Annotated in this window: 25 protein-coding genes and 2 pseudogenes; 13 read left to right on the forward strand and 14 right to left on the reverse strand. The window is 70.5% G+C overall.

All coding sequences use genetic code 11. The features are described from left to right. Together IQ220_RS15955 and IQ220_RS15960 are read right to left on the reverse strand one after the other, a co-directional pair. The coding region (locus IQ220_RS15955; RefSeq protein ID WP_370566513.1) for an NAD(P)H-hydrate dehydratase at nucleotides 1-590 on the reverse strand (590 nt) is incomplete at its 3' end. Further along, complete coding sequence (locus IQ220_RS15960) at nucleotides 563-1492, reverse strand: NAD(P)H-hydrate epimerase (protein ID WP_370566515.1); 930 nt, start codon at nucleotides 1490-1492, stop codon at nucleotides 563-565. The genes IQ220_RS15960 and IQ220_RS15955, both read right to left, overlap by 28 nt. Nucleotides 1493-1550: 58 nt before the next feature. Here IQ220_RS15960 and mnmA point away from each other — a divergent pair, with 58 nt between their 5' ends. Then, nucleotides 1551-2708, forward strand: coding sequence for a tRNA 2-thiouridine(34) synthase MnmA (gene mnmA / locus IQ220_RS14790; RefSeq protein WP_193815356.1), 1158 nt, complete (start codon nucleotides 1551-1553; stop codon nucleotides 2706-2708). Nucleotides 2709-2745: 37 nt separating this feature from the next. Here the strand turns inward: mnmA and IQ220_RS14795 are convergent, their stop codons facing one another. The 3 genes from IQ220_RS14795 to IQ220_RS14805 are packed head-to-tail and all read right to left on the reverse strand — an operon-like array spanning nucleotide 2746 to nucleotide 4918. Next, a complete protein-coding gene (locus tag IQ220_RS14795) occupies nucleotides 2746-2991 on the reverse strand; it encodes a 2Fe-2S iron-sulfur cluster-binding protein (protein ID WP_193916173.1) in 246 nt (81 codons plus the stop codon). Then, on the reverse strand, nucleotides 2991-4514 hold the full coding sequence (locus IQ220_RS14800) for a cobyric acid synthase (protein WP_193916202.1): 1524 nt from the start codon (nucleotides 4512-4514) through the stop codon (nucleotides 2991-2993). The genes IQ220_RS14795 and IQ220_RS14800 overlap by 1 nt, the downstream gene beginning before the upstream one ends. A gap of 29 nt (nucleotides 4515-4543) precedes the next feature. Next, complete coding sequence (locus tag IQ220_RS14805; protein WP_193815354.1) at nucleotides 4544-4918, reverse strand: Npun_F0494 family protein; 375 nt, start codon at nucleotides 4916-4918, stop codon at nucleotides 4544-4546. 30 nt (nucleotides 4919-4948) lie between these two features. On the opposite strand from IQ220_RS14805, the gene IQ220_RS14810 reads away from it, so the two are divergent. Beyond that, nucleotides 4949-5554, forward strand: a complete 606-nt coding sequence (locus tag IQ220_RS14810) for a nucleoside triphosphate pyrophosphatase (protein WP_193916205.1) — start codon at nucleotides 4949-4951, stop codon at nucleotides 5552-5554. Here the strand turns inward: IQ220_RS14810 and IQ220_RS14815 are convergent. The 3 genes and pseudogenes from IQ220_RS14815 to psbD form a co-directional block, all read right to left on the reverse strand. Continuing rightward, a complete protein-coding gene (locus tag IQ220_RS14815) occupies nucleotides 5541-6275 on the reverse strand; it encodes a YcgJ family protein (RefSeq protein WP_193916176.1) in 735 nt (244 codons plus the stop codon). The genes IQ220_RS14810 and IQ220_RS14815 overlap by 14 nt on opposite strands. Nucleotides 6276-6466: 191 nt before the next feature. Then, nucleotides 6467-7855, reverse strand: a complete 1389-nt coding sequence (gene psbC, locus IQ220_RS14820; protein WP_186699064.1) for a photosystem II reaction center protein CP43 — start codon at nucleotides 7853-7855, stop codon at nucleotides 6467-6469. Further along, a pseudogene (gene psbD / locus IQ220_RS14825) lies at nucleotides 7839-8892 on the reverse strand (photosystem II D2 protein (photosystem q(a) protein)). Before psbD ends, psbC begins: the two are co-directional and overlap by 17 nt. A 261-nt stretch (nucleotides 8893-9153) precedes the next feature. On the opposite strand from psbD, the gene IQ220_RS14830 reads away from it, so the two are divergent. Further along, nucleotides 9154-9708, forward strand: a complete 555-nt coding sequence (locus IQ220_RS14830; protein ID WP_193916208.1) for a photosystem I assembly protein Ycf4 — start codon at nucleotides 9154-9156, stop codon at nucleotides 9706-9708. After that, nucleotides 9705-10430, forward strand: a complete 726-nt coding sequence (locus tag IQ220_RS14835) for a peptidylprolyl isomerase (protein ID WP_186699068.1) — start codon at nucleotides 9705-9707, stop codon at nucleotides 10428-10430. Before IQ220_RS14830 ends, IQ220_RS14835 begins: the two co-directional genes overlap by 4 nt. Before the next feature lie 5 nt (nucleotides 10431-10435). Here IQ220_RS14835 and ilvN read toward each other — a convergent pair whose 3' ends face one another. Together ilvN and IQ220_RS14845 are read right to left on the reverse strand one after the other, a co-directional pair. Beyond that, nucleotides 10436-10966 (reverse strand): acetolactate synthase small subunit, encoded by a 531-nt coding sequence (gene ilvN / locus IQ220_RS14840; RefSeq protein ID WP_186699070.1) that lies wholly within the window; start codon nucleotides 10964-10966, stop codon nucleotides 10436-10438. A 67-nt stretch (nucleotides 10967-11033) separates the two neighbouring features. After that, nucleotides 11034-11948, reverse strand: a complete 915-nt coding sequence (locus tag IQ220_RS14845; protein ID WP_370566516.1) for an alpha/beta fold hydrolase — start codon at nucleotides 11946-11948, stop codon at nucleotides 11034-11036. A gap of 183 nt (nucleotides 11949-12131) precedes the next feature. Between IQ220_RS14845 and IQ220_RS14850 the strand changes: the two genes are divergently transcribed. The 4 genes from IQ220_RS14850 (at nucleotide 12132) to IQ220_RS14865 (ending at nucleotide 14902) form a co-directional block, all read left to right on the forward strand. Next, on the forward strand, nucleotides 12132-13358 hold the full coding sequence (locus IQ220_RS14850) for a N2,N2-dimethylguanosine tRNA methyltransferase (RefSeq protein ID WP_370566517.1): 1227 nt from the start codon (nucleotides 12132-12134) through the stop codon (nucleotides 13356-13358). 125 nt (nucleotides 13359-13483) lie between these two features. After that, nucleotides 13484-13585 carry a cytochrome b6-f complex subunit PetM gene (gene petM, locus IQ220_RS14855; protein ID WP_186700214.1) on the forward strand — a complete coding sequence of 34 codons (102 nt, stop codon included), beginning with the start codon at nucleotides 13484-13486 and terminating at the stop codon, nucleotides 13583-13585. Between the two features lie 79 nt (nucleotides 13586-13664). Then, complete coding sequence (locus IQ220_RS14860) at nucleotides 13665-14627, forward strand: NAD(P)H-binding protein (RefSeq protein ID WP_186699074.1); 963 nt, start codon at nucleotides 13665-13667, stop codon at nucleotides 14625-14627. 59 nt (nucleotides 14628-14686) lie between these two features. Further along, nucleotides 14687-14902 (forward strand): hypothetical protein, encoded by a 216-nt coding sequence (locus IQ220_RS14865; protein WP_186699076.1) that lies wholly within the window; start codon nucleotides 14687-14689, stop codon nucleotides 14900-14902. Nucleotides 14903-14944: 42 nt separating this feature from the next. On the opposite strand, the gene IQ220_RS14870 is transcribed toward IQ220_RS14865, so the two are convergent. Next, nucleotides 14945-15607, reverse strand: a complete 663-nt coding sequence (locus IQ220_RS14870) for a pseudouridine synthase (protein WP_193916214.1) — start codon at nucleotides 15605-15607, stop codon at nucleotides 14945-14947. 218 nt (nucleotides 15608-15825) lie between these two features. On the opposite strand from IQ220_RS14870, the gene infA reads away from it, so the two are divergent. Beyond that, nucleotides 15826-16095 carry a translation initiation factor IF-1 gene (gene infA / locus IQ220_RS14875; RefSeq protein ID WP_186699078.1) on the forward strand — a complete coding sequence of 90 codons (270 nt, stop codon included), beginning with the start codon at nucleotides 15826-15828 and terminating at the stop codon, nucleotides 16093-16095. 27 nt (nucleotides 16096-16122) lie between these two features. Here the strand turns inward: infA and trxB are convergent, their stop codons facing one another. The 3 genes from trxB to IQ220_RS14890 form a co-directional block, all read right to left on the reverse strand. After that, nucleotides 16123-17523, reverse strand: coding sequence for a thioredoxin-disulfide reductase (gene trxB / locus IQ220_RS14880; RefSeq protein ID WP_370566518.1), 1401 nt, complete (start codon nucleotides 17521-17523; stop codon nucleotides 16123-16125). 56 nt (nucleotides 17524-17579) lie between these two features. Then, nucleotides 17580-17816: a hypothetical protein gene (locus IQ220_RS14885; protein WP_186699080.1), complete on the reverse strand. Its 237-nt coding sequence runs from the start codon at nucleotides 17814-17816 to the stop codon at nucleotides 17580-17582. Nucleotides 17817-17983: 167 nt separating this feature from the next. Beyond that, entirely contained in the window at nucleotides 17984-19492 is a 1509-nt protein-coding gene (locus tag IQ220_RS14890) for a DEAD/DEAH box helicase (protein ID WP_193916177.1), read from the reverse strand. A 140-nt stretch (nucleotides 19493-19632) separates the two neighbouring features. On the opposite strand from IQ220_RS14890, the gene IQ220_RS14895 reads away from it, so the two are divergent. The 4 genes and pseudogenes from IQ220_RS14895 (at nucleotide 19633) to IQ220_RS14910 (ending at nucleotide 22867) form a co-directional block, all read left to right on the forward strand. After that, nucleotides 19633-19812 (forward strand): hypothetical protein, encoded by a 180-nt coding sequence (locus IQ220_RS14895; RefSeq protein ID WP_193916223.1) that lies wholly within the window; start codon nucleotides 19633-19635, stop codon nucleotides 19810-19812. 122 nt (nucleotides 19813-19934) lie between these two features. Next, nucleotides 19935-21121, forward strand: a pseudogene (locus tag IQ220_RS14900) (NAD(P) transhydrogenase subunit alpha). Further along, the gene (locus tag IQ220_RS14905) at nucleotides 21121-21408 is read left to right on the forward strand and encodes an NAD(P) transhydrogenase subunit alpha (RefSeq protein WP_193814170.1); all 288 of its coding nucleotides are present in this window, start codon (nucleotides 21121-21123) and stop codon (nucleotides 21406-21408) included. Before IQ220_RS14900 ends, IQ220_RS14905 begins: the two are co-directional and overlap by 1 nt. 31 nt (nucleotides 21409-21439) lie before the next feature. Continuing rightward, nucleotides 21440-22867 carry an NAD(P)(+) transhydrogenase (Re/Si-specific) subunit beta gene (locus IQ220_RS14910; protein ID WP_193916180.1) on the forward strand — a complete coding sequence of 476 codons (1428 nt, stop codon included), beginning with the start codon at nucleotides 21440-21442 and terminating at the stop codon, nucleotides 22865-22867. Nucleotides 22868-22875: the final 8 nt, after the last annotated feature.

Consider the following 22875-nt stretch of genomic DNA (forward strand, 5'->3'; position numbering starts at 1 on the left):
CGACGGGCTGACCGTGCTCGGCATGTGGCGGCGATGGCCTGGGCGCCCAGCCCGGCGCAGTAGCCCGCCAGCACGTCCCCGAGGCCGGCGCGGGCCGCGCGGGGTTCGGCTTCCCCCAGCTGCCAGCGGCGCCCATCAGGGGCGGCCACCACGCTGCGGGCTCCCTTCAGCACCAGGCCCACGCCCGCCTCGCCGGCGGCCCGGCCGGCGGCCTCCAGGGGCGGCAGCTCTGCCCACTGGGGGAAGAGGCGCTCGAACTCCGCCCCATGCGGGGTGAGCCAGGTGGGGCCCTGGCGATGACCCAGCCAGGCCGCCGCGCTGCAGCCCAGGCCTGGGGCCACCGCCAGGGCCAGACGGTTGAGGCCGTCGGCATCGAGCACCAGCAGGCCGGGCAAGCGTTGCAGCCGCTCCCACACCTCCAGCTCACGCCCTGCGCCGAGGGCAGGCTGCGGCTGGCCCCCCAGCCCCGGCCCCAGCAGCAGGGCATCGAGGCGTTCAAGAGCGGTGGCGGGAAGGGCGGCCAGGCAGAGGTGCCCCGCCGGGTCGCAGGCCAGCTCCGCGCTCACCACCACATGCGGCGCCCTGGCCACCAGCTGCCCCCCACGCCGGCGGCTCCGGCCAGCCGCACACTGGCGCAGCCGCTGGCACTGGCCCCCGCCACCGCCAGGTGCGCGGCGCCCTGGAAGCGGGCACTGCCGGCCAGCAGCAGCAGCCGGCCCCGGCCGTACTTGCTCGCCGCCGTTTCGATCCGGGGCCAGGGCGCGGTGCTCAGGTCGGCGGCAGCCAGCAGCAGCGGCGGGCTGGCGGGCAGGGCGTCCAGGGCCTGGCGGGCCAGCCCCAGGTCGATGCGCTCCAGCCGGCCCACCCAGGCCAGGGCCGCATCCTGCGCCAGGCCCTGCTTGATCAGCCCCACGGTGCAGGTGTGGATGGCCTTCGCTGCCACGGCACCGAGGCAGCGCCCCGTGTCGCTGCACAGTCCGGTGGGCACATCCAGGGCCACCAGACCCCCAGGGGCCTGCTGCTGCCGATGCTCCAGCAGGGTTTCGAGCTCGGCGCCTGGGGGCCGGCTCTGATTGAGGCCCAGCAGGGCATCAATCCAGAGGCTGGCCGCGGCGGGATCCGGCGGACCGGCCAGGGTGGGGATGCCCAGCCAGTGGGCATGGCGGCGGTGGGTGGCGGTGAGGGGTTTGCAGCGCTCAAAGGGGCACCACAGCTGCACGGCGATGCCGGCCAGGTGGAGCTCGCGGGCCACCACCAGCCCATCACCGCCGTTGTGGCCAGGCCCCACCAGCACCAGGGCCCCGCAGGCCCTCAGCCGGGGACCGTGAGCTTCCAACAGCCGCTGGCTGAGGGCCAGGCCGGCCTTCTCCATCAGCGCCTCCACCGGCAGGCCGCTCTCGAACAGCCTGGTTTCCACGGCGGCCATCTCGGCGCCGCTCACCAGCAGGTGCTCGGCGTCGCGGGCCGGCCAGGGGGTGGGGCTGGGGGTCACGGCAGGCGATGGGGCGCCGCTTCATGATGGGAGCAATGACGCCTTTCGCCCCGCCTTGCTGAGCTCCGCCCCTGCTGCCACTCCAGCCGGTGCCCAGGCCCTGGAGCGCCTGCGGGCCTGGCCCGGCGAGCACCGCGTGGCCGTGGGGCTCTCCGGCGGGGTGGACAGCTCTCTCACCGCGGCTCTGCTGGTGGAGGCGGGCTGGCAGGTGGAGGGGCTCACCCTGTGGCTGATGAGCGGCAAGGGGGCCTGCTGCGCCGAGGGGCTGGTGGATGCCGCCGGCCTCTGTGAGCAGCTGGGGGTGCCCCACCACGTGGTGGATTCCCGCGAGCAGTTCCGGGCCCAGATCGTTGACTTTCTGGTGGAGGGCTATGCCGCCGGGGTGACGCCCCTGCCCTGCTCCCGCTGCAACCGCGAGGTGAAGTTCGGCCCGATGCTCGCCTGGGCCCGGGAGCAGCGCGGCCTGGAGCGCCTGGCCACGGGCCACTACGCCCGCGTCCGCCCGGCCAGCGGTGGCGGCCGTGACCAGCTGCTGCGCGGTCTGGATCGCCACAAGGACCAGAGCTACTTCCTCTACGACCTGCCCCAGGAGGTGCTCTGCCGGCTGGTGTTTCCCCTCGGTGAACTCACCAAACCCGACACCCGCCTGGAGGCCGAGCATCACGGCCTGCGCACCGCCGCCAAGCCCGAGAGCCAGGACCTCTGCCTGGCCGACCACCACGGCTCGATGCGGGCCTTCCTGGATGCCTACCTGCCGCCGCGCCAGGGCGAGATCGTGCTGGGAGACGGCCGGGTGCTGGGCCACCACGACGGCCTGGAGCACTTCACCATCGGCCAGCGCAAGGGGCTGGGGGTGGCCTGGAGCGAGCCGCTGCATGTGGTGCGTCTCGATGGCGCCATGAACCGGGTGGTGGTGGCACCCCGCTCCGAGGCGGCCCGCCCCGACTGTGTGGTGGGCGCGGTGAACTGGGTGTCGATCGAGCCGCCCCAGCAACCGCTGGAGGTGGAGGTGCAGGTGCGCTACCGCAGCGCCCCGGAGCCGGCCCTGCTCACCCCCCTGGAACCCACCGAGGCCGATGGGGCAGCGGGCCGGCCTTACCGGGTGCAGCTGCGTTTCGCCGAAGAGCAGTTCTCCATCACCCCAGGCCAGGCCGCGGTGTTCTATGCCGGCGACGTGCTGCTCGGTGGCGGGCTGATCCAGGCTTCCCCCAACTGAGCTCGCCTCACCAGCCCTCTCTTCGCCAGCCCTCTCCTCACCAGTAGGGATCGCTGGCCAGTTCCACCGTGAGCGAGCCCGTGCGGCTGGGGGGCACCGTGGCGATGCAGGCCCGCACCACCCGGCCGTTCACCTCGATTTCGCAGGCGCCGCAGCTTCCCCCCAGGCAGCCGGTGGGGATGGTCACGCTGGCCTGCTCGGCCGCCACCAGCCAGGAGCTGCCGCTGGCCACCTGGCTGGTGTGGCCGTTGGGCCAGTGCAGGCGAACCGGAGTGGCACTCATCAGGGGGGAAGCAGGGGGGCGAGGTTCACGTGGGCCTCGAAGGCATCGGCCAGGCGATCGAGCAGGGCGTCGCGTTGCTGGGCATGGTCGCTCTGATGTTCGCTCAGCAGGGGGAGTCCTCGGCGCTGGCGCAGCTGGTTGAGCCAGCGTCGCCGCCAGGCACCGCTGTCGAACACCCCGTGCAGGTAGGTGCCCGCCACGCTGCCGCCCCGCTCTCCGATCGGCCGCCACCATCCCAGGCCGGCCTCAGCGGCCAGCGGAGCGGTGGCGGCCGCGCTCTCTGACCCGTCGCCTGCCAGACCGCCGCCCAGCAGCTCGGTGTGGCCGCGGTGAAGCTCGAAGCCGCGCAGCTCCAGCGGTGACCCTGGTGGCCACAGGGCCGGGCAGTGCCGCTGGCGCAGGGCCTTGCTGGCGCCATAGACGGTGCGCAGCGGCAGCAGGCCAAGACCCGCCTGCTCTGCCCCACCGCCCCGGATCGCCTCGCCCTCCAGGCCGCGGGGATCGCCCAGCTGCCGTCCCAGCATCTGCAGACCGCCGCAGAGCCCGAACAGGTGGCCGCCGCTGCTCACGTAGGCCGCCAGCCGCTCCCCCCAGCCGTGATCCTGCAGGGCTGCCAGGTCCCGCAGGGTCTGCTTGCTGCCCGGCAGGATCACGGCATCGGGCTGGCCGAGCTCCTCGCCGGGCCGGATCCAGCGCAGTTGCAGGCTGGGCTCGGCCTCAAGGGGATCGAGGTCGGAGAAGTTGCTGAGCGAGGGCAGCCGCAGCACGGCAATCTCCAGCTCGGCCCGGCCCTTGCTACCGCGACGCTCCAGCAGATCGAGGGAGTCTTCCGGGGGAAACAGCTCATCCAGCCAGGGCATCACCCCCAGCACGGGCACGCCGGTGTGATCCTGCAGCCAGGTTCTGCCGGCGTCAAAGAGTTCGCGCCGGCCCCGAAAGCGGTTGATCAGCAGCCCCCGGATCAAGGGGCGCTGCACCGGCGTGAGCAGCTGCAGGGTGCCCACCAGCTGGGCAAACACCCCGCCCCGTTCGATGTCCGCCACCAGCAGGCAGCGGGCCCGCAGGAACTGGGCCAGCCGCAGGTTGGTGAGGTCGCGGGCCTGCAGGTTCACCTCCACGGGGCTGCCGGCCCCCTCCAGCACCAGCCGGCCGCCGGGATGGCTGGTCTGCAGCGCGTCCAGCCCCTCCCGGATGGCGGCCCAGCCGGGGCGAAACCAGTCGCGGTAGTAGTGCTCGGCCCGGGCCGTGCCCACCGAGCGGCCCAGGTGAATCACCTCGCTGGTGCTGTCGCCCTGGGGCTTGAGCAGCACGGGATTCATGCTGCAGTGGGGCTCCAGCCCCGCCGCCCAGGCCTGCAGCGCCTGGGAGTAGGCCATCTCACCGCCGCCGCCATCCACCCAGGCGTTGTTGCTCATGTTCTGACCCTTGAAGGGCAGCGGCTGCTCACCGTGGCGGCGCAGCACCCGGCAGAGGGCGGCCGTCATCAGCGACTTGCCGGCGCCGCTGCTGGTGCCCAGCACCATCAGGGGGCTGGGCGCGAGGGCCGGATCCCTCACAGGCGCGGCCGGCTGCGCCGCAGCTGGTGCTGCAGCCGCTCCAGCAGGGACGCCTCGGGAATGGCGCCCGGCCACTGCTCCAGCAGGTCGCGCCCCATCGGCGTGAGACGCACCCGCTCGGTGAGTCCCTGGCCATCCACCTCCCGGCGCAGCACCCCCACCTGGATCAGCCAGATCCAGTGGGCCTCCACCCGCTCGCTGCCCAGGCTGCAGCTGCAGTGCTGGCCGGCATCGGCCCGGCGGCAGAAGGCACTGCTGCTGAGCGGCGTGGCGCCCACCAGCTCATAGAACGTGCGGCGGAACGGCAGGCAGCGCATCGCCTGGGAGGCCCGGGCCCAGGAGCGGGCCTGGAGGTGAGGCTGTCCTTTCATGGGGCGATTCTCCCTGACCTGACGGCCCAGATGCTGGTGCTTGCCTCCGCCTCCCCGGCCCGTCGCCGCCTGTTGCAGCAGGCGGGCCTCCCCCACCGGGTGCAGGTGAGTGGGGTGGACGAGGAGGCGTTTGCCCATGCCGATGCCCGGCAGTTGGTGCGCCAGCTGGCCCAGGCGAAGGCCGAAGCAGTGGCGGCAAAGCTGGCGGCTGAGCTGGGGAAGGCTGCCCCCACCGCTCTGCCGTCGTGGTGCGGGGTGCTGGGCTGTGATTCGGTGCTGGTGTTCGCCGGAGAGACCTTCGGTAAGCCCCGCGATGCCGAGCAAGCCGCCGCCCGCTGGCGCCGCATGAGCGGCCAGTGGGCGGAGCTGCACACCGGTCACTGCCTCACGGCCCCGCAGGGGCCGCCGCTGCAGGCGGTGGTGACCACGCGGGTGCAGTTCGCCGGCCTGGACGAAGCGGCCATCGCCGCCTACGTGGCCACTGGCGAGCCGCTGCAATGCGCTGGGGGATTTGCCCTGGAGGGGCGGGGCGGGCTGCTGGTGGAGCGAATCGAAGGCTGCTTCAGCAATGTGATCGGCCTCAGCCTGCCCCTGCTGCGCCGCTGGCTCCAGGATCCACGCTTCAACGATCGCTGAACAGCTCGCCGATGCCGTCGCTGGAGCTGCGGCCGCGTCGCAGGCCGCGGTTCTCGCGGGTGGCCACCAGGGTGAGGTTGCGCCAGCGGAACACGCCTGTGTAGCCGTGGTCGATGAAGGTCACGGGCGAGGTGCCGGTGGCATCGCGCACCTCCAGCCGTCCGCTGCGGTCGCTGAAGTTGAAGCGCCGTCCATCCGGCTGGGTCACCACGTAGCGGGTGACGCCATTGCTGCGCTCCACCAGGCGCAGGGAGCAGTCGCCGTCGTGGAGCAGGCGGGAGCCTTGCGCCAGGGTGCAGCGGCCCTCGTAGGTGGTCACCTCGCGGTCATTCCGCGACACCCGGCCGAACAGCACGCGGGTCAGTTCACGCTCGACCCGCTGGCGATCTGAGCCCCGCTCCCAGCAGGTTTCGGCGCGCAGGCTGCAGAGGCTGCCATCGGTGAGCTGGAACTCCTGGGGAACGGGCCGGCCGATCAGGGAGGTCTGCAGGCGTCGGGCCGCCTGGCTGCCGAACTGGCGCCTGGTCTCCTCCAACGAGACGCCCTTGCTGCTGAAGCAGGTCTGGGCGCGTTGATCGCAGACCACCCCAGCCTCCGGGCTGGAGAGCCAGCGGGGCATGGCCGCCGCCGGTGCGGCGCCCGCCAGCAAGCCAAGGCCTGCGCTGGCGGCGGCAACGGCGGCGGTGCTGCTGAGGCGCAGGGTGAGGGATCGCACGGTCATGGCTGTCAACGGAGTGAGGAGAGGCGCTGGGGCGAGACCCGCCGGCAACGCATCACCGCAACGTATCGGCCGGGTGTGTGCCAGCCATGACGGCCTGGAGCGGAGTTCTGACCAGATCTGTCTGGGCACAAAAAAGCCCCCACCAAGGGCGGGGGCAAGCGGCTTGCGCCGACGCAGAGGACTGAGGGGGGTCAGTCGAGGTCGGGCATGGCCAGGGTGGGCTCGGCCTGACGGTCGATGCCCTTCTCGAAACCGGCAGCGGCGGCGCGGGCGCGGCCGGCATGCCAGAGGTGACCCACCAGGAAGAAGAAAGCCAGCACGAATTGCGTGGAGGCCAGCCACTGGCGGATGTTCACGAAGTTCACCGAGTTGGGCTCGGTGATGATGCCGCCCACGGAGTTGAGGGAGGCATTGGGGGCGTGGGTCATGTATTCAGCCGCCCGGCGCACCTGCCAGGGCTGAATGTCGTTCTGGAGCTTGTCGAGGCTGAGGCCGTTGGGGCCGCGCAGCGGCTCCAGCCAGGGGCCGCGGAAGTCCCAGAAACGCATGGTTTCACCACCGAAGATGATCTCGCCGGTGGGGGAGCGCATCAGGTATTTGCCCAGACCGGTGGGGCCCATGGCCGAACCGATGTTGGCTCCGAGGCGCTGGTCACGCACCAGGAAGGTGAAGCTCTGGGCCTGGGAGGACTCGGCGTTGGTGGGGCCGTAGAACTCGGAGGGGTAGGCGGTGTTGTTGAACCAGATGAAGGCCGAGGCGATGAAGCTCATGAAGCTCAGGGCGCCGAGGCTGTAGCTCAGATAGGCCTCACCGTTCCAGATGAAGGCGCGACGCACCCAGCCGAAGGGCTTGGTGATCACGTGCCAGATGCCACCGAAGATGCAGATCAGGCCCAGCCAGATGTGGCCGCCGATGATGTCCTCCATGGAGTCGACACCGATGATCCAGCCCTCGCCACCAAAGGGGGCGCGGGTGAGGTAGCCGAAGATCACACCCGGATTCAGGGTGGGATTGGTGATCAGGCGCACGTCACCGCCACCGGGAGCCCAGGTGTCGTAGACGCCGCCGAAGAACATGGCCTTGAACACCAGCAGCAAGCAGCCCACACCCAGGAGGATGAGGTGGTAACCGATGATGTTGGTCATCTGGTTCTTGTCGCGCCAGTCCTGGGAGAAAAAGTTGGAGTAGTTCTCCAGGATCTCAGGGCCGCGCAGAGCGTGATACAGACCGCCCACGCCGAGCACGGCCGAGCTGATCAGGTGGAGCACGCCCACAACAAAGAACGGATAGAGGTTGGTGACCTCACCGCCAGGGCCGACGCCGTAACCGAGGGTGGCGACGTGGGGGAACAGGATCAGACCCTGCTCGTACATGGGCTTGTCGAAGGTGAAGTGGCTCACCTCGAACAGCATCATGGCTCCGGCCCAGAAGACCATCAGGCCAGCGTGGGCCACATGGGCGCCGAGCAGGCGGCCGGAGAGATTGATCAGGCGGGCGTTACCCGCCCACCAGGCGTAACCGGTGGAGTCGAGGTCCTTGCCCCCGACACCCACCAGCCCGGAATTAAAGGGCGTTTCCACGGGGCAGTACCTCTTCAGGGAAGACGAAGTTTTCATGCGGCTGGTCAGCCGGCGCCATCCAGGCGCGGATGCCTTCATTCAGAAGAATGTTCTTCGTGTAGAAGGTCTCGAACTCGGGGTCCTCAGCGGCGCGGATCTCCTGCGACACGAAGTCGTAGGCCCGCAGGTTCAGCGCCAGGCCGATGATGCCGATGCTGCTGGTCCACAGACCCATCACCGGCACGAACAGCATGAAGAAGTGCAGCCAGCGCTTGTTGGAGAAGGCGATCCCGAAGATCTGGCTCCAGAAGCGGTTGGCCGTCACCATCGAGTAGGTCTCCTCTTCCTGGGTGGGCTCGAACGCCTTGAAGGTGTTCGACTGCTCCCCGTCCTCGAACAGGGTGTTCTCCACCGTGGCGCCGTGGATGGCGCAGAGCAGGGCACCGCCCAGGATCCCCGCCACACCCATCATGTGGAAAGGGTTGAGGGTCCAGTTGTGGAAGCCCTGCAGGAACAGCAGGAAGCGGAAGATGGCGGCCACGCCGAAGCTGGGCGCAAAGAACCAGCTGCTCTGGCCCAGGGGGTACATCAGGAAGACACTGACGAACACCGCGATCGGGCCCGAGAAGGCGATGGCGTTGTAGGGGCGGATGCCCACCAGGCGGGCGATCTCGAACTGACGCAGCATGAAGCCGATCAGGGAGAAGGCACCGTGCAGGCCACGAACGGCCAGAGGCCGCCGAGCTGCACCCAGCGCACGAAGCGCCTTGGGCCTCAGGGCCCCAGAGCAGCAGCAGGCTGTGGCCCATGGCGTCAGCGGGGGTGCTGACGGCGGCGGTGAGGAAGTTGCAGCCCTCGAGATAGGAGCTGGCAATCCCGTGGGTGTACCAGGAGGTGGCGAAGGTGGTGCCGGTGAGCCAGCCGCCCAGAGCCAGGTAGGCCGTGGGGAACAGGAGCAGACCAGACCACCCAACAAAGACAAAGCGGTCGCGCTTGAGCCAGTCATCGAGGACGTCGAACCATCCCCGCTGCGGCAAGCGTCCTGCAGCGATCGTCATGGAGGAAGCGGGATACCGGGCGATGGTAACAATGTTCTTCGGCATCGCGAGGTTGGCCGCAATGGGCTGAAACCCCAGCTGAGGCCAGGCTTTTAAGTATTTATTCTGATCCTTGCCCCCTGGGTCGCGGCCAGACGCCAGGATGCCCTGGGCCTTCGCGGTGCATTTGGCCCATCCCGCGCACCGTTCAGCCCCCGGGCCCAGCTGCCCCGCACGCCAACCTTTCCACCTTCTTGAACCCCGCCGTGACGACCGCTGCCAATCCCGAGCTTCGCCACGGGGACCTCCGATCTGCTGGAGCAACCGGTGCTCGGCTCCCGCCGCCCTTCGAATCTGCTGATGGCCGTGGCGGTGAGCCTCGGCGGCGTGGGCTTTCTGCTCACCAGCCTCTCCAGTTACCTGGCCCGGGACCTGCTGCCCATCGGCCACCCCGCCGAACTGGTCTTCGTGCCCCAGGGGCTGGTCATGGGCCTTTACGGCACGGCGGCCGTGCTGCTGGCCACCTACCTCTGGACCGTGATCGGCCTCGACGTGGGCGCCGGCAGCAACCGCTTCGACCGCCGCGCCGGCACCGCCACGATTCGGCGCCAGGCCTTTCGCCAGCTGATCGACGTGGAGATCCGGCTGCGGGACATCCAGGCGGTGAAGGTGGAGGTGCGCGATGGCCTCAACCCGCGCCGCCGCCTGGCCCTGAAGCTGCAGGGCCGCCGCGATCTGCCCCTCACCCGGGTGGGTGAGCCCATGGCCCTGGCCGATCTGGAACAGTCCGGAGCCCAGTTGGCCCGCTTCCTGGGGGTGCCCCTGGAGGGCGTATGAGCGGCCTCTCCCGCCGCCTGGCCACCCGGCTGGCCATGGCTGCCCTGCTGATGCTCACCCCCCTGGTGCTGGCGGCCTGCACCCCGAGCGGTTCCAGCTCGACCCCCCAGGGCTGCGCCACCGCCACCACGCCCTGCCTGGAGGGCCCAGCCACGGTGACCCTGCAGACCAGCCGGGGTGAGGTGCAGCTGCAGCTCGACGGCGACGCAGCGCCCCTTAGCGCCGGCAATTTCGTGGATCTGGTGCAGCGCGGTGTCTACGACGGCACCGTGTTTCACCGGGTGGTGCGCGACCCCACGCCCTTCGTGGTGCAGGGCGGCGATCCGGCCAGTGCCAACCCGGTGGTGCCTCCCAACCAGTACGGCAGCGGCAGCTATGTGGACCCCGCCAGTGGTGAGGCGCGGCTGATTCCGCTGGAGCTCAAGCTCAGCGAGGAGCCTGCCCCCCGCTATGGCGAGACGATCACCGCCCCCGGCGTGACCCGTCAGCTGGCGCTGGCCCACCAGCGCGGTGCGGTGGCGATGGCCCGCTCCGCTGATCCCAATTCGGCCAGCGCCCAGTTCTACGTGGCCCTGCAGGCCCTGCCCGAGCTCGATGGCCGCTACGCCGTGTTCGGCCGGGTGAGCCAGGGCATGGAAGTGGTCGACCGCATCCAGCAGGGCGACAAGATCGTCAAGGCCAGCGTGGCCTCAGGCGGCAAGCTGGTGAAGCCAGGCTCCTAGGGGCTTCAGGCGGGCACCCGCTTGTTGGAAGCGGTGACCCGCAGGAAGGCGGTGTTCACACCGGAGGACCGCTCCAGGGCCACCTTGCCGGTGCGGGCGATCTCGAGGATGCCGTAGGGGGCCATCACCTGCTCGAGAGCCACCAGCTTGCCGGGATCACCCACCACTTCGAGGGTGAGGGCCTCATCGGCCACATCCACCACATTGGCGCGGAACACCTGCACCAGGTCGAGGATGGCGCCGCGGTTGTGGGCCGGGGCGGCCACCTTGAGCAGCATCAGCTCCCGCTCCACCGAGGGGAGCTGGGAGAGGTCGATCACACCCAGCACGTTGACCAGCTTGTCGAGCTGCTTGGTCATCTGGGCCAGGGTGCGGTCGTCGCCCTCCACCACCATGGTGAGGCGGGACATCCCACCGCCTTCGGCCGGCCCCACGGCCAGGCTCTCGATGTTGAAGCCGCGGCGGGCGAACAGGCCGGAGATGCGGCTGAGGGCCCCGGATTCGTCTTCCACCAGCACCGAGAGGGTGTGCTTCATGGCTGTGGGATGGGAACCGGGCAGGTGTGACCAAGCTACCGGTCAGCACCGAGGCCCCCTGGGCTGCTCAGGGCTCGCCCGCCACGGGGCTGAGGCTGAGCTGGTGCAGCCAGGGAATCACGGCGGCGTGGAAGGGCTCGGGGGCCTCGTCATGGAGGCAGTGGCCACAGCCCTCCAGGGAGAGCAGCGGCAGGTCGGGGCGTAACCGCTGCAGGGCCTCCCCCACCTGGATCGGCACGAGCTGGTCGCGCGTTCCCCAGACCAGCAGCAGGGGCCGCCGCAGGCGCGGCAGCATCGAAGGAGCCGTGGCGCCATGGGGGCGCAGGGCCATGGCGATGCTCATGGTGCGCAGGCTGCGCACGGCACTGGGCCGGCGGGCGGGGGTGGCGAACAGGCGTCTCAGCTCCTGGTCGCCGATCACCGGGATGGCATAGGAGAGCTGGATGCCCAGGGCCAGCAGGGGCGAGTGGGCCAGCAGCGGTACCAGCAGCTCCAGGGGCAAGAGCCGGCAGAGCACCACCACCACCCGTCGCTTGAGGCGGCGGCGCCAGGGACGTCGCCGCGGCGGGCGCGGCCGGCTGCGGCCCATCAGGGCCGGGTCGGGCAGGGTGGCGGCCACCACGCCCCGCACCCAGCGCGGGAAGAAGGTGGCACAGCTGGTGGCCACCAGAGCGCCGAGGGAATGGCCCACCAGCACCGCCGGCCCGCCCACCACCTCCTGCAGGAAGGCCTGCACCTGCCGCGCCCAGAGGCGGTTGTCGAGCCGCCCGGCGGGAAGCAGGCCAGGGCCGGGCTGCTCGGATGCGCCGAAGCCGATCAGGTCGAGGGCATACACCATCCAGCCTTCGGCGGCCAGGGCGGTTGCGTTGCGCCGCCAGTGGCCACTGGCGGCCCCGAAGCCATGCAGCAGCAGCACCGCTCCCCGCACACCACCCTGGTGCTGGATCAGGGCAGCGGGGGGGTCGAGCTGGCGCCAGTGCACCGCCAGACCACGCCAGACCCAGGTGCCGTGCTCACCCCAGTCCGTCCCTGTGCGGGGCGAAGCTGAACGAGGGGCCAGCCCTGAATGCGGCAGTGCCTCAGCCGGGCGGGAAGACAAGGGAGGTGCGGCGGCCGCCTGGGCCATCGAGCGGAGTTCAAACGTAGGCCGCACCTGGAGCTGGCGGTGGAGCTGGCCGTGGAGCTGGGATGCCCCAGCCGCCAGGATGGTCCCCACCGGGGCAGCCAGACGAGTGAGCGGCAGGCGATTGAGCACAGAACCGGCACGGTCGGGCGGATGAGGTCGGTCACGGCCGATCCAGCGCCGGAGGCCTACCGCGAAGGCGGTGTGAGCCTGCAGTTGGGCCAGGGATTCTTCAGGCCTGAATCGCGGCCCAGCCGCGACCTGGGCGTGCTGCTGTGCCGCAGCCTGGTGGCCTGCCGGGAGGGCCTTGACGCCAACCCGCCGGTGCGGGTGCTCGATCTGATGGCCGGCTGTGGCATTCGCAGCCTGCGTCTGGCCGTGGAGGGAGGGGCGGCCTCGGTGTGGGCCAATGACGCCGATCCCGGGCGCCTGCCCCTGCTGCGTACCAACCTCGCCAGCCTGGCCGCCTTGCCCCATCGCTGCACGGCCCTCACGGCCCAGAAGCTGCTGGCGGCATGCCTGCTGCGGCAGCAGCGCTTCGAGCTGGTGGACCTCGATGCCTTCGGCTCGGTGGCGGGCCTGCTGCCCCTCGCCCTGGAGGCCGTGGCCTTCGAGGGGGTGCTGTATCTGGCCAGCAGCGATGGCCGCTCCCCAACCGGCCACGACCGCCCGGCCGCCATCCGCTCCCTGGGGGCGGCGGCCCGGGCGCACCCGGCCAGCTGGGAGCTGGCGCTGCGGCTGCAGATCGGCCAGGTGGCGCGTCTCGCCTGGGCCCAGGGATGGGGCATTGAGCCCCTGTTCAGCTTCAGCGAGGGGCGCACCTTCCGCACGGCGATCCAGCTGCGCCGCCGGCCCCGGGTCGGCGAGGAGCAACAGCTGGGGCTCCTGGCCCACTGCCATGGCTGCGGCGACCAGCAGCTGCAGAGCCTGCTGAAGCTGCGAGGCTGGGCTCCCTGCCTCTGCCCTGAGGATCCCCAGCAGCGCCAGGGGGGGCGCCCGCTGGCGATTTCCGGCCCTCTCTGGCTCGGACCACTGCAGAACGGGGCCTGGCTGGAGCGCCTGCACCAGGCCGCCCTGGCGCTGCCTCCCGGCTGGCAGGCGCCTGCCAGCCAGCGGTTGTTGCAGGCGCTGATGGCCGACCCGGGCCTGCCGGCTCGCTGCTGGCCGATGGCGGAGCTGAGCCGCCGCCTTCCCACGGGTACGCCCCGGCTGGCCGGCCTGCTGGAAGCCCTGCGCCAGGAGGCTGGTGCGCCCACCGCGCCGGTGTGATGGCCGGCATGCTGCGCAGCGATGCCCCCTGGGCCCGGATCCTGGAGCTGGCGGCGGCGCTGGCACCGCCAGGTCCGAACTGAGGCCGCGCCGCGCTAAAACGGGTGGCACAACGCGCCTCCCCCATGGCCTCGGAGATCTTCGGTATCGCAGCCCTGTTCTGGGTGCTGATCCCGGTGGGCCTGGCCGGTGGGGCCCTGCTGCTGCGCTTCGCCGACGAAGACTGAAGCCCTGAGCCGCTGCCGGTCTCGCCGATCTCGCTGGGCTGAGCCGGCCCCTAGGCTCTCAGCCGATTGAGCGAGCGGCATGCAGGTCTTGGTGGTGGGCGCAACGGGCACCTTGGGTCGCCAGGTTGCTCGCCGGGCCCTCGATGCCGGCCACCAGGTGCGCTGCGTGGTGCGCTCGCCGCGCAAGGCCGCCTTCCTGCAGGAGTGGGGCTGTGAACTCACCCGCGGCGACCTGCTCGAACCCGACAGCCTCGACTACGCCCTGGAAGGCCAGGAGGCCGTGATCGATGCGGCCACCGCCCGGGCCACCGATCCCGGCAGCGCCTACGACATCGACTGGGGTGGCAAGCAGAACCTCTTCGCCGCCTGCTCCCGCGCTGGCGTCAAACGGCTCGTGTTTGTGTCGCTGCTGGATGCGGCCCGCCACCGCGAGGTGCCGCTGATGGACATCAAGGCCTGCACGGAGGAATGGCTGGAGGCCTCTGATTTCGACTACACGATCCTGCGCGGCGTGGCGTTCATGCAGGGGTTGATCAGCCAGTTCGCGATCCCCGTGCTGGAGGGGCAGACCGTGTGGGTGAGCGGATCGCCTACGCCGATCGCCTACATGAACACCCAGGACATGGCCCGCTTCGCGGTGGCCGCCCTCGAACGCCCCGAAACGGTGCGCCGGGCCTTCCCGGTGGTGGGCCCGCGGGCCTGGATCACCGGCGAGATCACCCAGCTCTGCGAGCGGTTCACCGGCAAGGATGCCCGGGTGTTCCGGGTGCCGCCGGCTCTGCTCTCGATGATGCGGGGCCTCACCAGCTTCTTCGAGGCCAGCCTCAACGTGGCTGAGCGGCTCGCCTTCGATGCCGTCACCGGCGGTGGCGTGAAACTCGATGCGCCCATGGAGGAGAGCTACGCGGCCTTTGGCCTCGACCCCGGCGAGACCACGGGGCTGGAGAGCTACCTCAAGGAGTATTACGACACCATCCTCAAGCGGCTGCGGGAGATGGAGGCCGACCTCGACAAGGATGCCAAGAAGAAGCTGCCTTTCTGAGGGACCACCACCACCCTGGCTGGTTCGTCTGTACTATGACCGGCTGAAGCGTCTCGCCGATGTCGGTTGCCCAGATCAAGAACCTGCAGCGCCGCCTGGCCAACCTCGAGGCCGAGGCCGGTGACGCCCTCACCAGCACCTGCGGCCACGAGCTCTGGCAGAGCCTGGGCTTCGATGCCTTTGACAGCCTGGAGGATCCCGATCGCCGCGCCCGGGCCAACTACTACTACGGCCAGCTGCAGACGGTGCGGGAAATCAGGGATTGCCTGGGCTGAGACCACTGAGCCTCTGGCTGCTGAGCCGCTGGCCAAACCCCCTTACCCGCCGCCACCAGCCCGTCCCGATTTTCCGCCGCCGGCCCGGCCGCCCCGACCGGGTGAGGGACGCCCCAGGCGATTCAGGCGCCCCTGCTCGACAGCCGTCACCGGGCGCCACTGGCCGGGGGGCAAATCGCGCAGATTGAGCGGCTCCTGGCCATCCATCAGGTCGATGCCCACCCGCACCAGGCGCAGGGTGGGCAGCCCCACCAGGGCGGTCATGCGCCGCACCTGGCGGTTGCGGCCCTCCTGCAACTGCAGCTCCAGCCAGCTCACTGGAATCCGGGCACGCTGCCGGATCGGCGGCTGGCGCGCTGGCAGGGCGGGGTCCGCCAGTAAGTGCACACGGGCGGGCCTGGTGCACTGTCCCTGGAGCAGCACGCCTCGGCGCAGCTGCTCCAGAGCGGCGGCGTGGTCGCTGGCCTGGCCCTCCACCTGAACCCAGTAGGTGCGCCAGTGGCCAAAGCTGGGATCGGTGAGACGCCGCTGCAGCTGGCCGTTGTCGGTGAGCAGCAACAGGCCCTCGCTGTCGGCATCGAGACGGCCGGCGGCGTAGACCCTGGGCACAGGGATGAACTCCGCCAGGCAGCGCCAGCGGCTGCCGGGCTCGGGGCTGAACTGGCTCAGCACCCCATAGGGCTTATGGAAGAGAAGGGTGGTCAGCGCGGCATCAGGACTGGCGGGCGTTCCAGAGGTTGACCACCCCGATCGAAATCAACAGCAGGCCAAGATCCAGGCTGAGAGGAGGAAGGATCATGGTGGTGGGGCTTGCTGCAGAGGTGGCGCAGACCCTAGGCCCTGAGCCTCGCCGGCCGGCAGGGGGGCGGCCCTGTGACGCCTAAGCTGCAGAGAGCTGTTGCTTCGCCTGGCCGCTTCGCTGCATGATTGAGACCTCCGGTGTGATTGAGAAGGAACAGGGCAACGGGTTCTACCTGGTGACCCTGGAGCAGCCCTCTGGTCACCAGTGCCTGTGCAGGGCGGCAGGCAAGCTCACCAAGTTCCGGATCAAGCTGCTGGCGGGCGACAAGGTGCTGGTGGAGATCAGCCCCTACGACCTCACCCGCGGCCGCATCACCTACCGGGAGCGCAACGCCGGCGCCACGGGCCCCCGCGCCGGTGGCAACCGTCCTGGCGGCCCCCGGCGCCGCTGAGCCTGGGCCCGCCCAGCGCCAACCGGCTCAGACGGGTACGGCCAGCAGCCCTTCGATGGCGGCCTTGAAGGCGCTGCGCTGTTTCACGCCCTTGAACTGCTGCTGCAGTTCCTTGCGGAAGAACAGCTGCACCGTGGGGGTGCCGGTGACGCCGGCCTGCACGGCGATCTCCTGATCGGCCTCGATGTCGATCTCCACCCCCTGGGCGGCGCCGCCCAGCTCGTCGAGCACGCGCTTGAGCTGGGGCTTGAGCACGTGGCAGGGCCCGCAGGTGGGGGAGGTGTACACCACCAGCAGCGGCTTGTCGCTGTCGTGGTAGAGCTTGCGCAGGGCGTAGCCGCCCTTCTGCCACAGGGCGGCGGGATCGAAGTTGGCCTCATCGCTCACGGCGGTGCGCTTCGGCTCGCCCACTGTCTGCGGATCCACGGGAGTGTGGCTCACCGTGGTGGCCAGGTTGTGGTGGGTGAGCCAGCGCTCGGCGGCGAGGGCCGCCTGGCAGCCGCTGCCGGCGGCGGTGACGCCCTGGCGCCACTCGGCATCGGCCACGTCGCCGGCGGCGAACACGCCTTCAAGGCTGGTTTCAGGCCGGCCGGGGCGGGTCACCAGGTAGCCGAGGCTGTCCACCTCCAGCTGGTCTTTGACCAGGCGTGTATTGGGGGTGTGGCCGATGGCATAGAAGAGGCCTTTGACGGCCAGCTGCTCGCGTCCGTCTGCCTGAGTGTCCTGCAGGGTGAGGGACTCCAGCCAGTCCCCGCCGCTGCAATCGAGCACCTGACGGTGCCAGTGCACGCTGATGGCGGGATTGGCCAGCACCCGATCGGCCATGGCCTTGCTGGCCCGCAGCTGGCCGGAGCGCACGATCAGGTGCACCTGGCTGCCGTACTTCGTGAGGTACACGGCCTCCTCACAGGCGGAGTCGCCGCCGCCCACCACGGCCACGGGCTCGTTGCGGAACTGGGGGGTGGCGCCGTCGCAGATGGCGCAGGCGCTGATGCCGCGGCTCCAGAACTGCTGCTCACTGGGAAGGCCCAGCCGGTTGGCGCTGGCGCCGGTGGCCAGGATCACGCTGTGGGCCATGTAGGTGACGCCATCGGCACTCACCCGGTAAGGCCGCTGGGAGAGGTCGATGGCGGTGGCATCGGCGAGCACCAGCTCGGTGCCCCAGCGCTCAGCCTGGGCCTTCATCCGATCCATCAGGTCAGGCCCCAGGATCCCATCGGGAAAGCCGGGGTAGTTCTCCACGTGGGTGGTGGTCATCAGTTGACCGCCGGGGATGCCGCCGTCCTGGAAGCCGGTGATCAGCAGGGGCCGCAGGTTGGCGCGGGCGGCGTAAATGGCGGCGGTGTAGCCGGCTGGCCCGGAGCCCACGATCACCAGGTTCTCGATCTCTGGTCGGCTCTGGACGGCGGGGCTGCTCTCGGCGGACACGGCTTAGGCGGAATGACTATGAGTTGCAGCCTAGGCGAAGGGGCGGCCTGCTGCGCTCAGAGCTCCAGGATGCCGTCGATCTCGGGGTTCACGGCCTTGCCCAGGTTGTTGGGCACCATCAGCATGCCCAGCTCCAGCACCTGGGGATGGTCTTCCACGCCCAGCAGCCATTCGCGGAACTCCTCAGTGAGGGCGTAGCTTTCTTCGTAATGCTCAAGGGCATCGAGGGTGGCTCGGCGGGCGAGGGCCCAGCTCACGGCAACGGTGAGTCGGCGGTTCAGTGGAGCATCCATGATCCCGACTCAAATTCCGTTTGTGGCACCACGTTGGCGGCTGCCGAGCCGAATTGAGGTAGTGGTTGACACAACGTCGTGAACGCATCGCCCCTTTGGCCGTTTTTGGCAAGTGTTTTGCGCAAATCCGTACAGGTTTGTGGTGAAGGGTCGCTCAGCTGGGCCTTTCAGGCGGGGCGCTTCAGGAAGCCAGGCAGTTCGGGCCCGCGCAGGCGCAGCACCGCGCCCGCCTGTTCACGAATCGCCTCCAGGGGACGTTGCCCCCCGGGGGACGGGCCCGCTCCAGCTGCCGCCGCCGGGGTGGAGCGGCTCCGCAGCAGATAGGGTTCGCTCAGCGACCAGCTGCTGGCATAGCTGATCAGCAGGGGATCGGCGGGGGCGAACACATAGGAGGGATGGCGCGGAATCGCCTCCAGGGCTGCGCGGCTTGCCTCCATGCGCACGGCCCGGGTGATCGCCTGCACGAAGCGGCTGCGGGTCACCACGGTGGTGAGGTAGGCCACCACCCGCAGCCGGGGGGCATCGAAGCCCTCGGCACACATGTCGATGCTCACCAGCCAGTCGGCCTCCCCCGCCTGAAAGGCCGCCAGCCGCTCCGCCGCCTGGGGATCCTGGGAGTGCACCAGATGCACCCGATCGCCCTGCTCCCGCAGCAGCGCGCTGAGCTGGCCCGCATGGGCGATGTCGCGGGCGATCACCAGCCCGCCCGCCTCGGGGTGCTCGCGCCGCACCCGTTCGAGGCGATCGCGGGCGCGCAGCAGCAGCCGCAGGGCGATGCTGCTGGAATCACCCAGGCGGATGGCCCGCCGCAGGTTGCGGGCCCGCCAGCTCTCGCGGGCCTCGGCCGAGAGGGGCGAGGTTTCTGTGTCGCCGTGCTGCAGCGGGTTGGCCTCGATCGGGCGGCCATGTTCCACCCAGCCGTCCTGGAAGCGGAACTCCAGCGGCCGCACATCGCCGGCGGCGATCAGGGCCCTGGGCTCCACGCTCAGATCGGGGCGGATGTGCTCCACCGTTTGATCGCCCTGGCGCTCCTGAATGCGGCGAGCGGCGCAGAAGGCCAGGTTGTCGGCGCGGAAGGGGGTGCCGGTGAGGCCCAGCCGCAGGGCGGCACCGGCGGTGAGTCGGCTGAAGGCCTGACCCCAGGCTGCCGCCTCGGGTTCCTCCGGATCGATGCCGAGGTGGTGCACCTCATCGGCGATCGCCAGCCAGCGGCCCCCTCCGATCGCGCCTGGCCCATCGGCGCTCCAGGGGTCGCTCCAGGCGGCCTCGAGGCGCTGGCGGTAGCGGGCGGCGGCCTGGTAGCTGAGCACCAGGCCCTGCCGGGCTTCTCCGGCCTGGGGGGGCGCCAGCTCGTCGTCGGGGCTCCAGAGCTGCAGCTGCATCCCCAGGCGCAAGGCGGCCGCCTGCCATTGGCTGGCGATCGTGGTGCGGTGGCAGAACACCAGCAGGTGATCCAGCCGTCCCTCCGCCTGGAGGCGCTGAAAGCTGAGCAGGGCGCCAAGGGTCTTGCCGGCGCCGGGGCCGGCGTGGATCAGCACGTCCTGGCCGCCAGCGGCTGCCTGCACCAGGCGGGCACGCAGCAGCTGGATCAGCTGGCTCTGCCACTGGCGCGGGCGGATCGGGCAGGCCGCGGCCGAACCGTTCCCCGCAGACATGGTGAAGGAGGGGTGGGGCATGGCACTCCTGGAGCCTGCATTGTCCCCGAAACGCACCAGAACGCTCCTATCCCAAAACGCCCTTACAAATAAGTGTTCTCGCTGATGGGCAGGTTCTGCAGGCTGCCTAGCTTCCGGGTGAGCGGCAGTCGAGCGCGGCCATGGTTCCCCCACCCCGGATGCCGATCGCCTCGTCGGCGTGGCGACGCCGCCACCTGGAGCTCTGCTGGCTGATGGAGTGCGACATCGACCCGCTGATCCTGCGGGCCCGCCTGCTGCACCGCTACCGAGCCGAAGCCCTGGCCCGCTGCATCGAACAGGAATTGCTGCCGATTGTGTAGTGACGCCGATCCGCTGGTGTGTCCAGAGCCTGCCAGGTGGGCATGCCCGCACATTGACCCCCGATCCGTTGCCGCCTCCTGCAACTGGCTTCCTAATACAGAGAGGACCATGTGCAGCGCCGGTGTCCCAGTCTCCCCCCCAGCTCCTGATTCCGCGGGAAGTCCGCCCCGGGGAGGCGCGGGTGGCCGCCACTCCCGAAACCGTGCAGCGACTCAGCTCCAAGGGCCTGAGCATCGCCGTGGAGGCCGGGGCCGGTGAAGCCTCCGGCTACGGCGATCAGGCCTATGCCACGGCCGGCGCCGAACTCCTGGCGGCTGACGCTCCCAGCTGGGAGCACCTCGATGGGGTGCTGTGTGTGCAGCCCCCTTGCCAGGAGCGCCTGGAGCAGCTGCGCCCCGGCGCCGTGCTGGTGGGCCTGCTGGCCCCCTACGGCGCCGACGCCTGGTGGGAGCCCTCAACCGCCGTCAGGTGTCGGCCCTGGCCATGGAGCTGCTGCCCCGCACCAGCCGTGCCCAGACCATGGACGTGCTCTCCTCCCAGGCCAACATCGCCGGCTACAAGGCGGTGCTGCTGGCGGCGGCGGCCCTGGATCGCTACGTGCCGATGCTGATGACGGCCGCCGGCACGATCCAGCCGGCCCGCACCCTGATCCTCGGTGCCGGCGTGGCGGGCCTCCAGGCCCTGGCCACCGCCCGCCGTCTCGGTTCGGTGGTGTATGTGAGCGATGTGCGCGCCGCCGCCCGCGAACAGGTGGAGTCTCTGGGAGGGCGCTTCGTGGCGCCTCCCGAGCGGGATGAGGCCCCGGGCGAGGCGGGCGGCTATGCGAAGGCGGCCAGCGAGGCCTTCCTGGCTGCCCAGCGCCAGCAGCTCGAAGAGCAGCTCGTCCAGGCCGACATGGTGATCTGCACGGCCCAGGTGCCCGGCCGGCCGGCGCCGCGGCTGATCAGCGAGGCGATGCTGGATCGGCTGCGTCCCGGGGCGGTGGTGGTGGATCTGGCCGTGGGCCAGGGCGGCAACTGCGCCTGCACGGTGCCCGGCCAGACCGTGCTGCGCCACGGCGTGCAGCTGATCGGCGCCGATGCCCTGCCGAGCAGCGTGCCCAACCACGCCAGCGCCCTCTATGCCCGCAACGTGGCGGCCCTGCTGGAGCATCTGCTCAGCCTGAACCCGCCGCCCGGCGCCAGCTTCGGCTTCGATCGCGAGGATCCGATCGTGGCGGGCTGCCTGATCACCCATGGGGGTCGCTGTTGGCGCCCCGATGTGGTGGGTGTGGCCGCCGATGAGCCCCAGCTGGCGGGGGTGGCCTGATGGGCAGCCTCTCCGAATCGCTCTGGGTGCTGCTGCTCGGCAGCCTGCTGGGGCTGGAACTGATCGGCAAGGTGCCCCCCACCCTGCACACTCCCCTGATGAGCGGCGCCAACGCCATCAGCGGCATCACCGTGCTGGCCTCGCTCACGCTGATTTCCCAGGCCGGGGATGCCCCGGTGCTGCTGCTGCTGGGCTCCCTCTCCCTCGGCTTCGCCCTGTTCAACGTGGTGGGCGGCTTCCTGGTGACCGACCGCATGCTGGCGATGTTCGCCCGCAAACCGCGCTGAACCGACTCCCCTTCCCTACCGCCTGAACCTGATGGACACCCTGAGCACCGCGTTTCCCGTGGTGATCGACCTGGCGGCCGTGCTGCTGCTCGCCCTGGGCCTCAAGGGCCTGGCCAAGGTGCGCTCGGCCCGCTCCGCCAATGGCCTGGCCGCCCTGGCCATGGGGCTGGCCGTGGCTGGGTTGCTGATCCAGCTGCGCCCGGCGCCGATCGCCTGGGCGGGCATCGCCGCCGGCGCCGCCGTGGGTGGCCTGGCCGGGCTGATCACCGCCCGCCGGGTGCCGATGACGGCCATGCCCGAAATGGTGGCCCTGTTCAACGGCTGTGGCGGCCTCTCCTCGCTGCTGGTGGCCGTGGGGGTGGCCCTGTTCCGCGCCGATGCTTCCAACCTGGTGTCCCAGGTGTCGATCGCCATCTCGGTGGTGGTGGGCGCGATCACCTTCAGTGGCTCGATCGTGGCCATGGCCAAGCTGCAGGGCTGGCTGGGCACGCCGGGCTGGACCCAGAGCGGCCTGCGCCACGGGGTGAACATCGCCCTGGCGGCGGTGGCCCTGGCGGCGGCGGTGCTGCTGAGCAGCTCCGGCGGCCCTACGCTGCTGGCCGTGCTGGTGGCCAGCTCCTGCCTGCTCGGCATCGGCCTCACCCTGCCGATCGGCGGCGCCGACATGCCGGTGGTGATCTCGCTGCTGAACAGCTACTCGGGCGTGGCGGCGGCGGCGGCGGGCTTCGTGGTGGGCAGCCAGCTGCTGATCGTGGCCGGCGCCATGGTGGGCTCGGCCGGCCTGATCCTCACCCAGGTGATGTGCACCGCCATGAATCGCTCCCTGGTGAGCGTGCTGTTCGGCGGCGCCCTGGGGGTGGCGGCCAAGGTGGGCGGCGGCGGCAGCGAGGCCGGCTACACCCGCATCACCAGCTGCAGCCCTGAAGAGTGTGCCCTTGCCCTGGAGAACGCCGAGCGGGTGGTGTTCGTGCCCGGCTATGGGCTGGCCGTGGCCCAGGCCCAGCACGCCCTGCGGGAGCTGGCCAAGGTGCTCGAGGCCAACGGCACCGAGGTGAACTATGCGATTCATCCCGTGGCGGGGCGCATGCCCGGCCACATGAATGTGCTGCTGGCCGAGGCCGATGTGCCCTACGAGCAGCTGCAGGAGATGGACGCCATCAACCCCGAGTTCCCCCGCACGGATGTGGCGATCGTGCTCGGCGCCAACGACGTGGTGAACCCCGACGCCAAGACCGACCCCACCAGCCCCCTCTACGGCATGCCCGTGCTGGAGGTGGACCAGGCCCGCCAGGTGTTCGTGGTGAAGCGCAGCCTCGGCGCCGGCTACGCCGGAATCGCCAATGGCCTGTTCGAGCTGCCCCAGACGGCGATGGTGTTCGGCGACGCCAAGGTGGTGCTCAACGGCCTGCTGTCGGAACTGCGGGAGCTGGGGGTGGGGCGGCAGAAGGTGGCGTCCTGAGCCGGGGG

Source organism: Cyanobium sp. LEGE 06113, from assembly GCF_015207615.1.

What these genes read in the sequence shown, in the direction of transcription:
- IQ220_RS14795 (WP_193916173.1), bottom strand. Translation starts at nt 2,991, where the DNA reads ATGAGTGCCACTCCGGTTCGCCTGCACTGGCCCAACGGCCACACCAGC.
- IQ220_RS14800 (WP_193916202.1), bottom strand. Translation starts at nt 4,514, where the DNA reads ATGGTGCTGGGCACCAGCAGCGGCGCCGGCAAGTCGCTGATGACGGCC.
- IQ220_RS14805 (WP_193815354.1), bottom strand. Translation starts at nt 4,918, where the DNA reads ATGAAAGGACAGCCTCACCTCCAGGCCCGCTCCTGGGCCCGGGCCTCC.
- IQ220_RS14810 (WP_193916205.1), top strand. Translation starts at nt 4,949, where the DNA reads ATGCTGGTGCTTGCCTCCGCCTCCCCGGCCCGTCGCCGCCTGTTGCAG.
- IQ220_RS14815 (WP_193916176.1), bottom strand. Translation starts at nt 6,275, where the DNA reads ATGACCGTGCGATCCCTCACCCTGCGCCTCAGCAGCACCGCCGCCGTT.
- IQ220_RS14835 (WP_186699068.1), top strand. Translation starts at nt 9,705, where the DNA reads ATGAGCGGCCTCTCCCGCCGCCTGGCCACCCGGCTGGCCATGGCTGCC.
- ilvN (WP_186699070.1), bottom strand. Translation starts at nt 10,966, where the DNA reads ATGAAGCACACCCTCTCGGTGCTGGTGGAAGACGAATCCGGGGCCCTC.
- petM (WP_186700214.1), top strand. Translation starts at nt 13,484, where the DNA reads ATGGCCTCGGAGATCTTCGGTATCGCAGCCCTGTTCTGGGTGCTGATC.
- IQ220_RS14860 (WP_186699074.1), top strand. Translation starts at nt 13,665, where the DNA reads ATGCAGGTCTTGGTGGTGGGCGCAACGGGCACCTTGGGTCGCCAGGTT.
- IQ220_RS14865 (WP_186699076.1), top strand. Translation starts at nt 14,687, where the DNA reads ATGTCGGTTGCCCAGATCAAGAACCTGCAGCGCCGCCTGGCCAACCTC.
- infA (WP_186699078.1), top strand. Translation starts at nt 15,826, where the DNA reads ATGATTGAGACCTCCGGTGTGATTGAGAAGGAACAGGGCAACGGGTTC.
- IQ220_RS14885 (WP_186699080.1), bottom strand. Translation starts at nt 17,816, where the DNA reads ATGGATGCTCCACTGAACCGCCGACTCACCGTTGCCGTGAGCTGGGCC.
- IQ220_RS14890 (WP_193916177.1), bottom strand. Translation starts at nt 19,492, where the DNA reads ATGCCCCACCCCTCCTTCACCATGTCTGCGGGGAACGGTTCGGCCGCG.
- IQ220_RS14895 (WP_193916223.1), top strand. Translation starts at nt 19,633, where the DNA reads ATGGTTCCCCCACCCCGGATGCCGATCGCCTCGTCGGCGTGGCGACGC.
- IQ220_RS14905 (WP_193814170.1), top strand. Translation starts at nt 21,121, where the DNA reads ATGGGCAGCCTCTCCGAATCGCTCTGGGTGCTGCTGCTCGGCAGCCTG.
- IQ220_RS14910 (WP_193916180.1), top strand. Translation starts at nt 21,440, where the DNA reads ATGGACACCCTGAGCACCGCGTTTCCCGTGGTGATCGACCTGGCGGCC.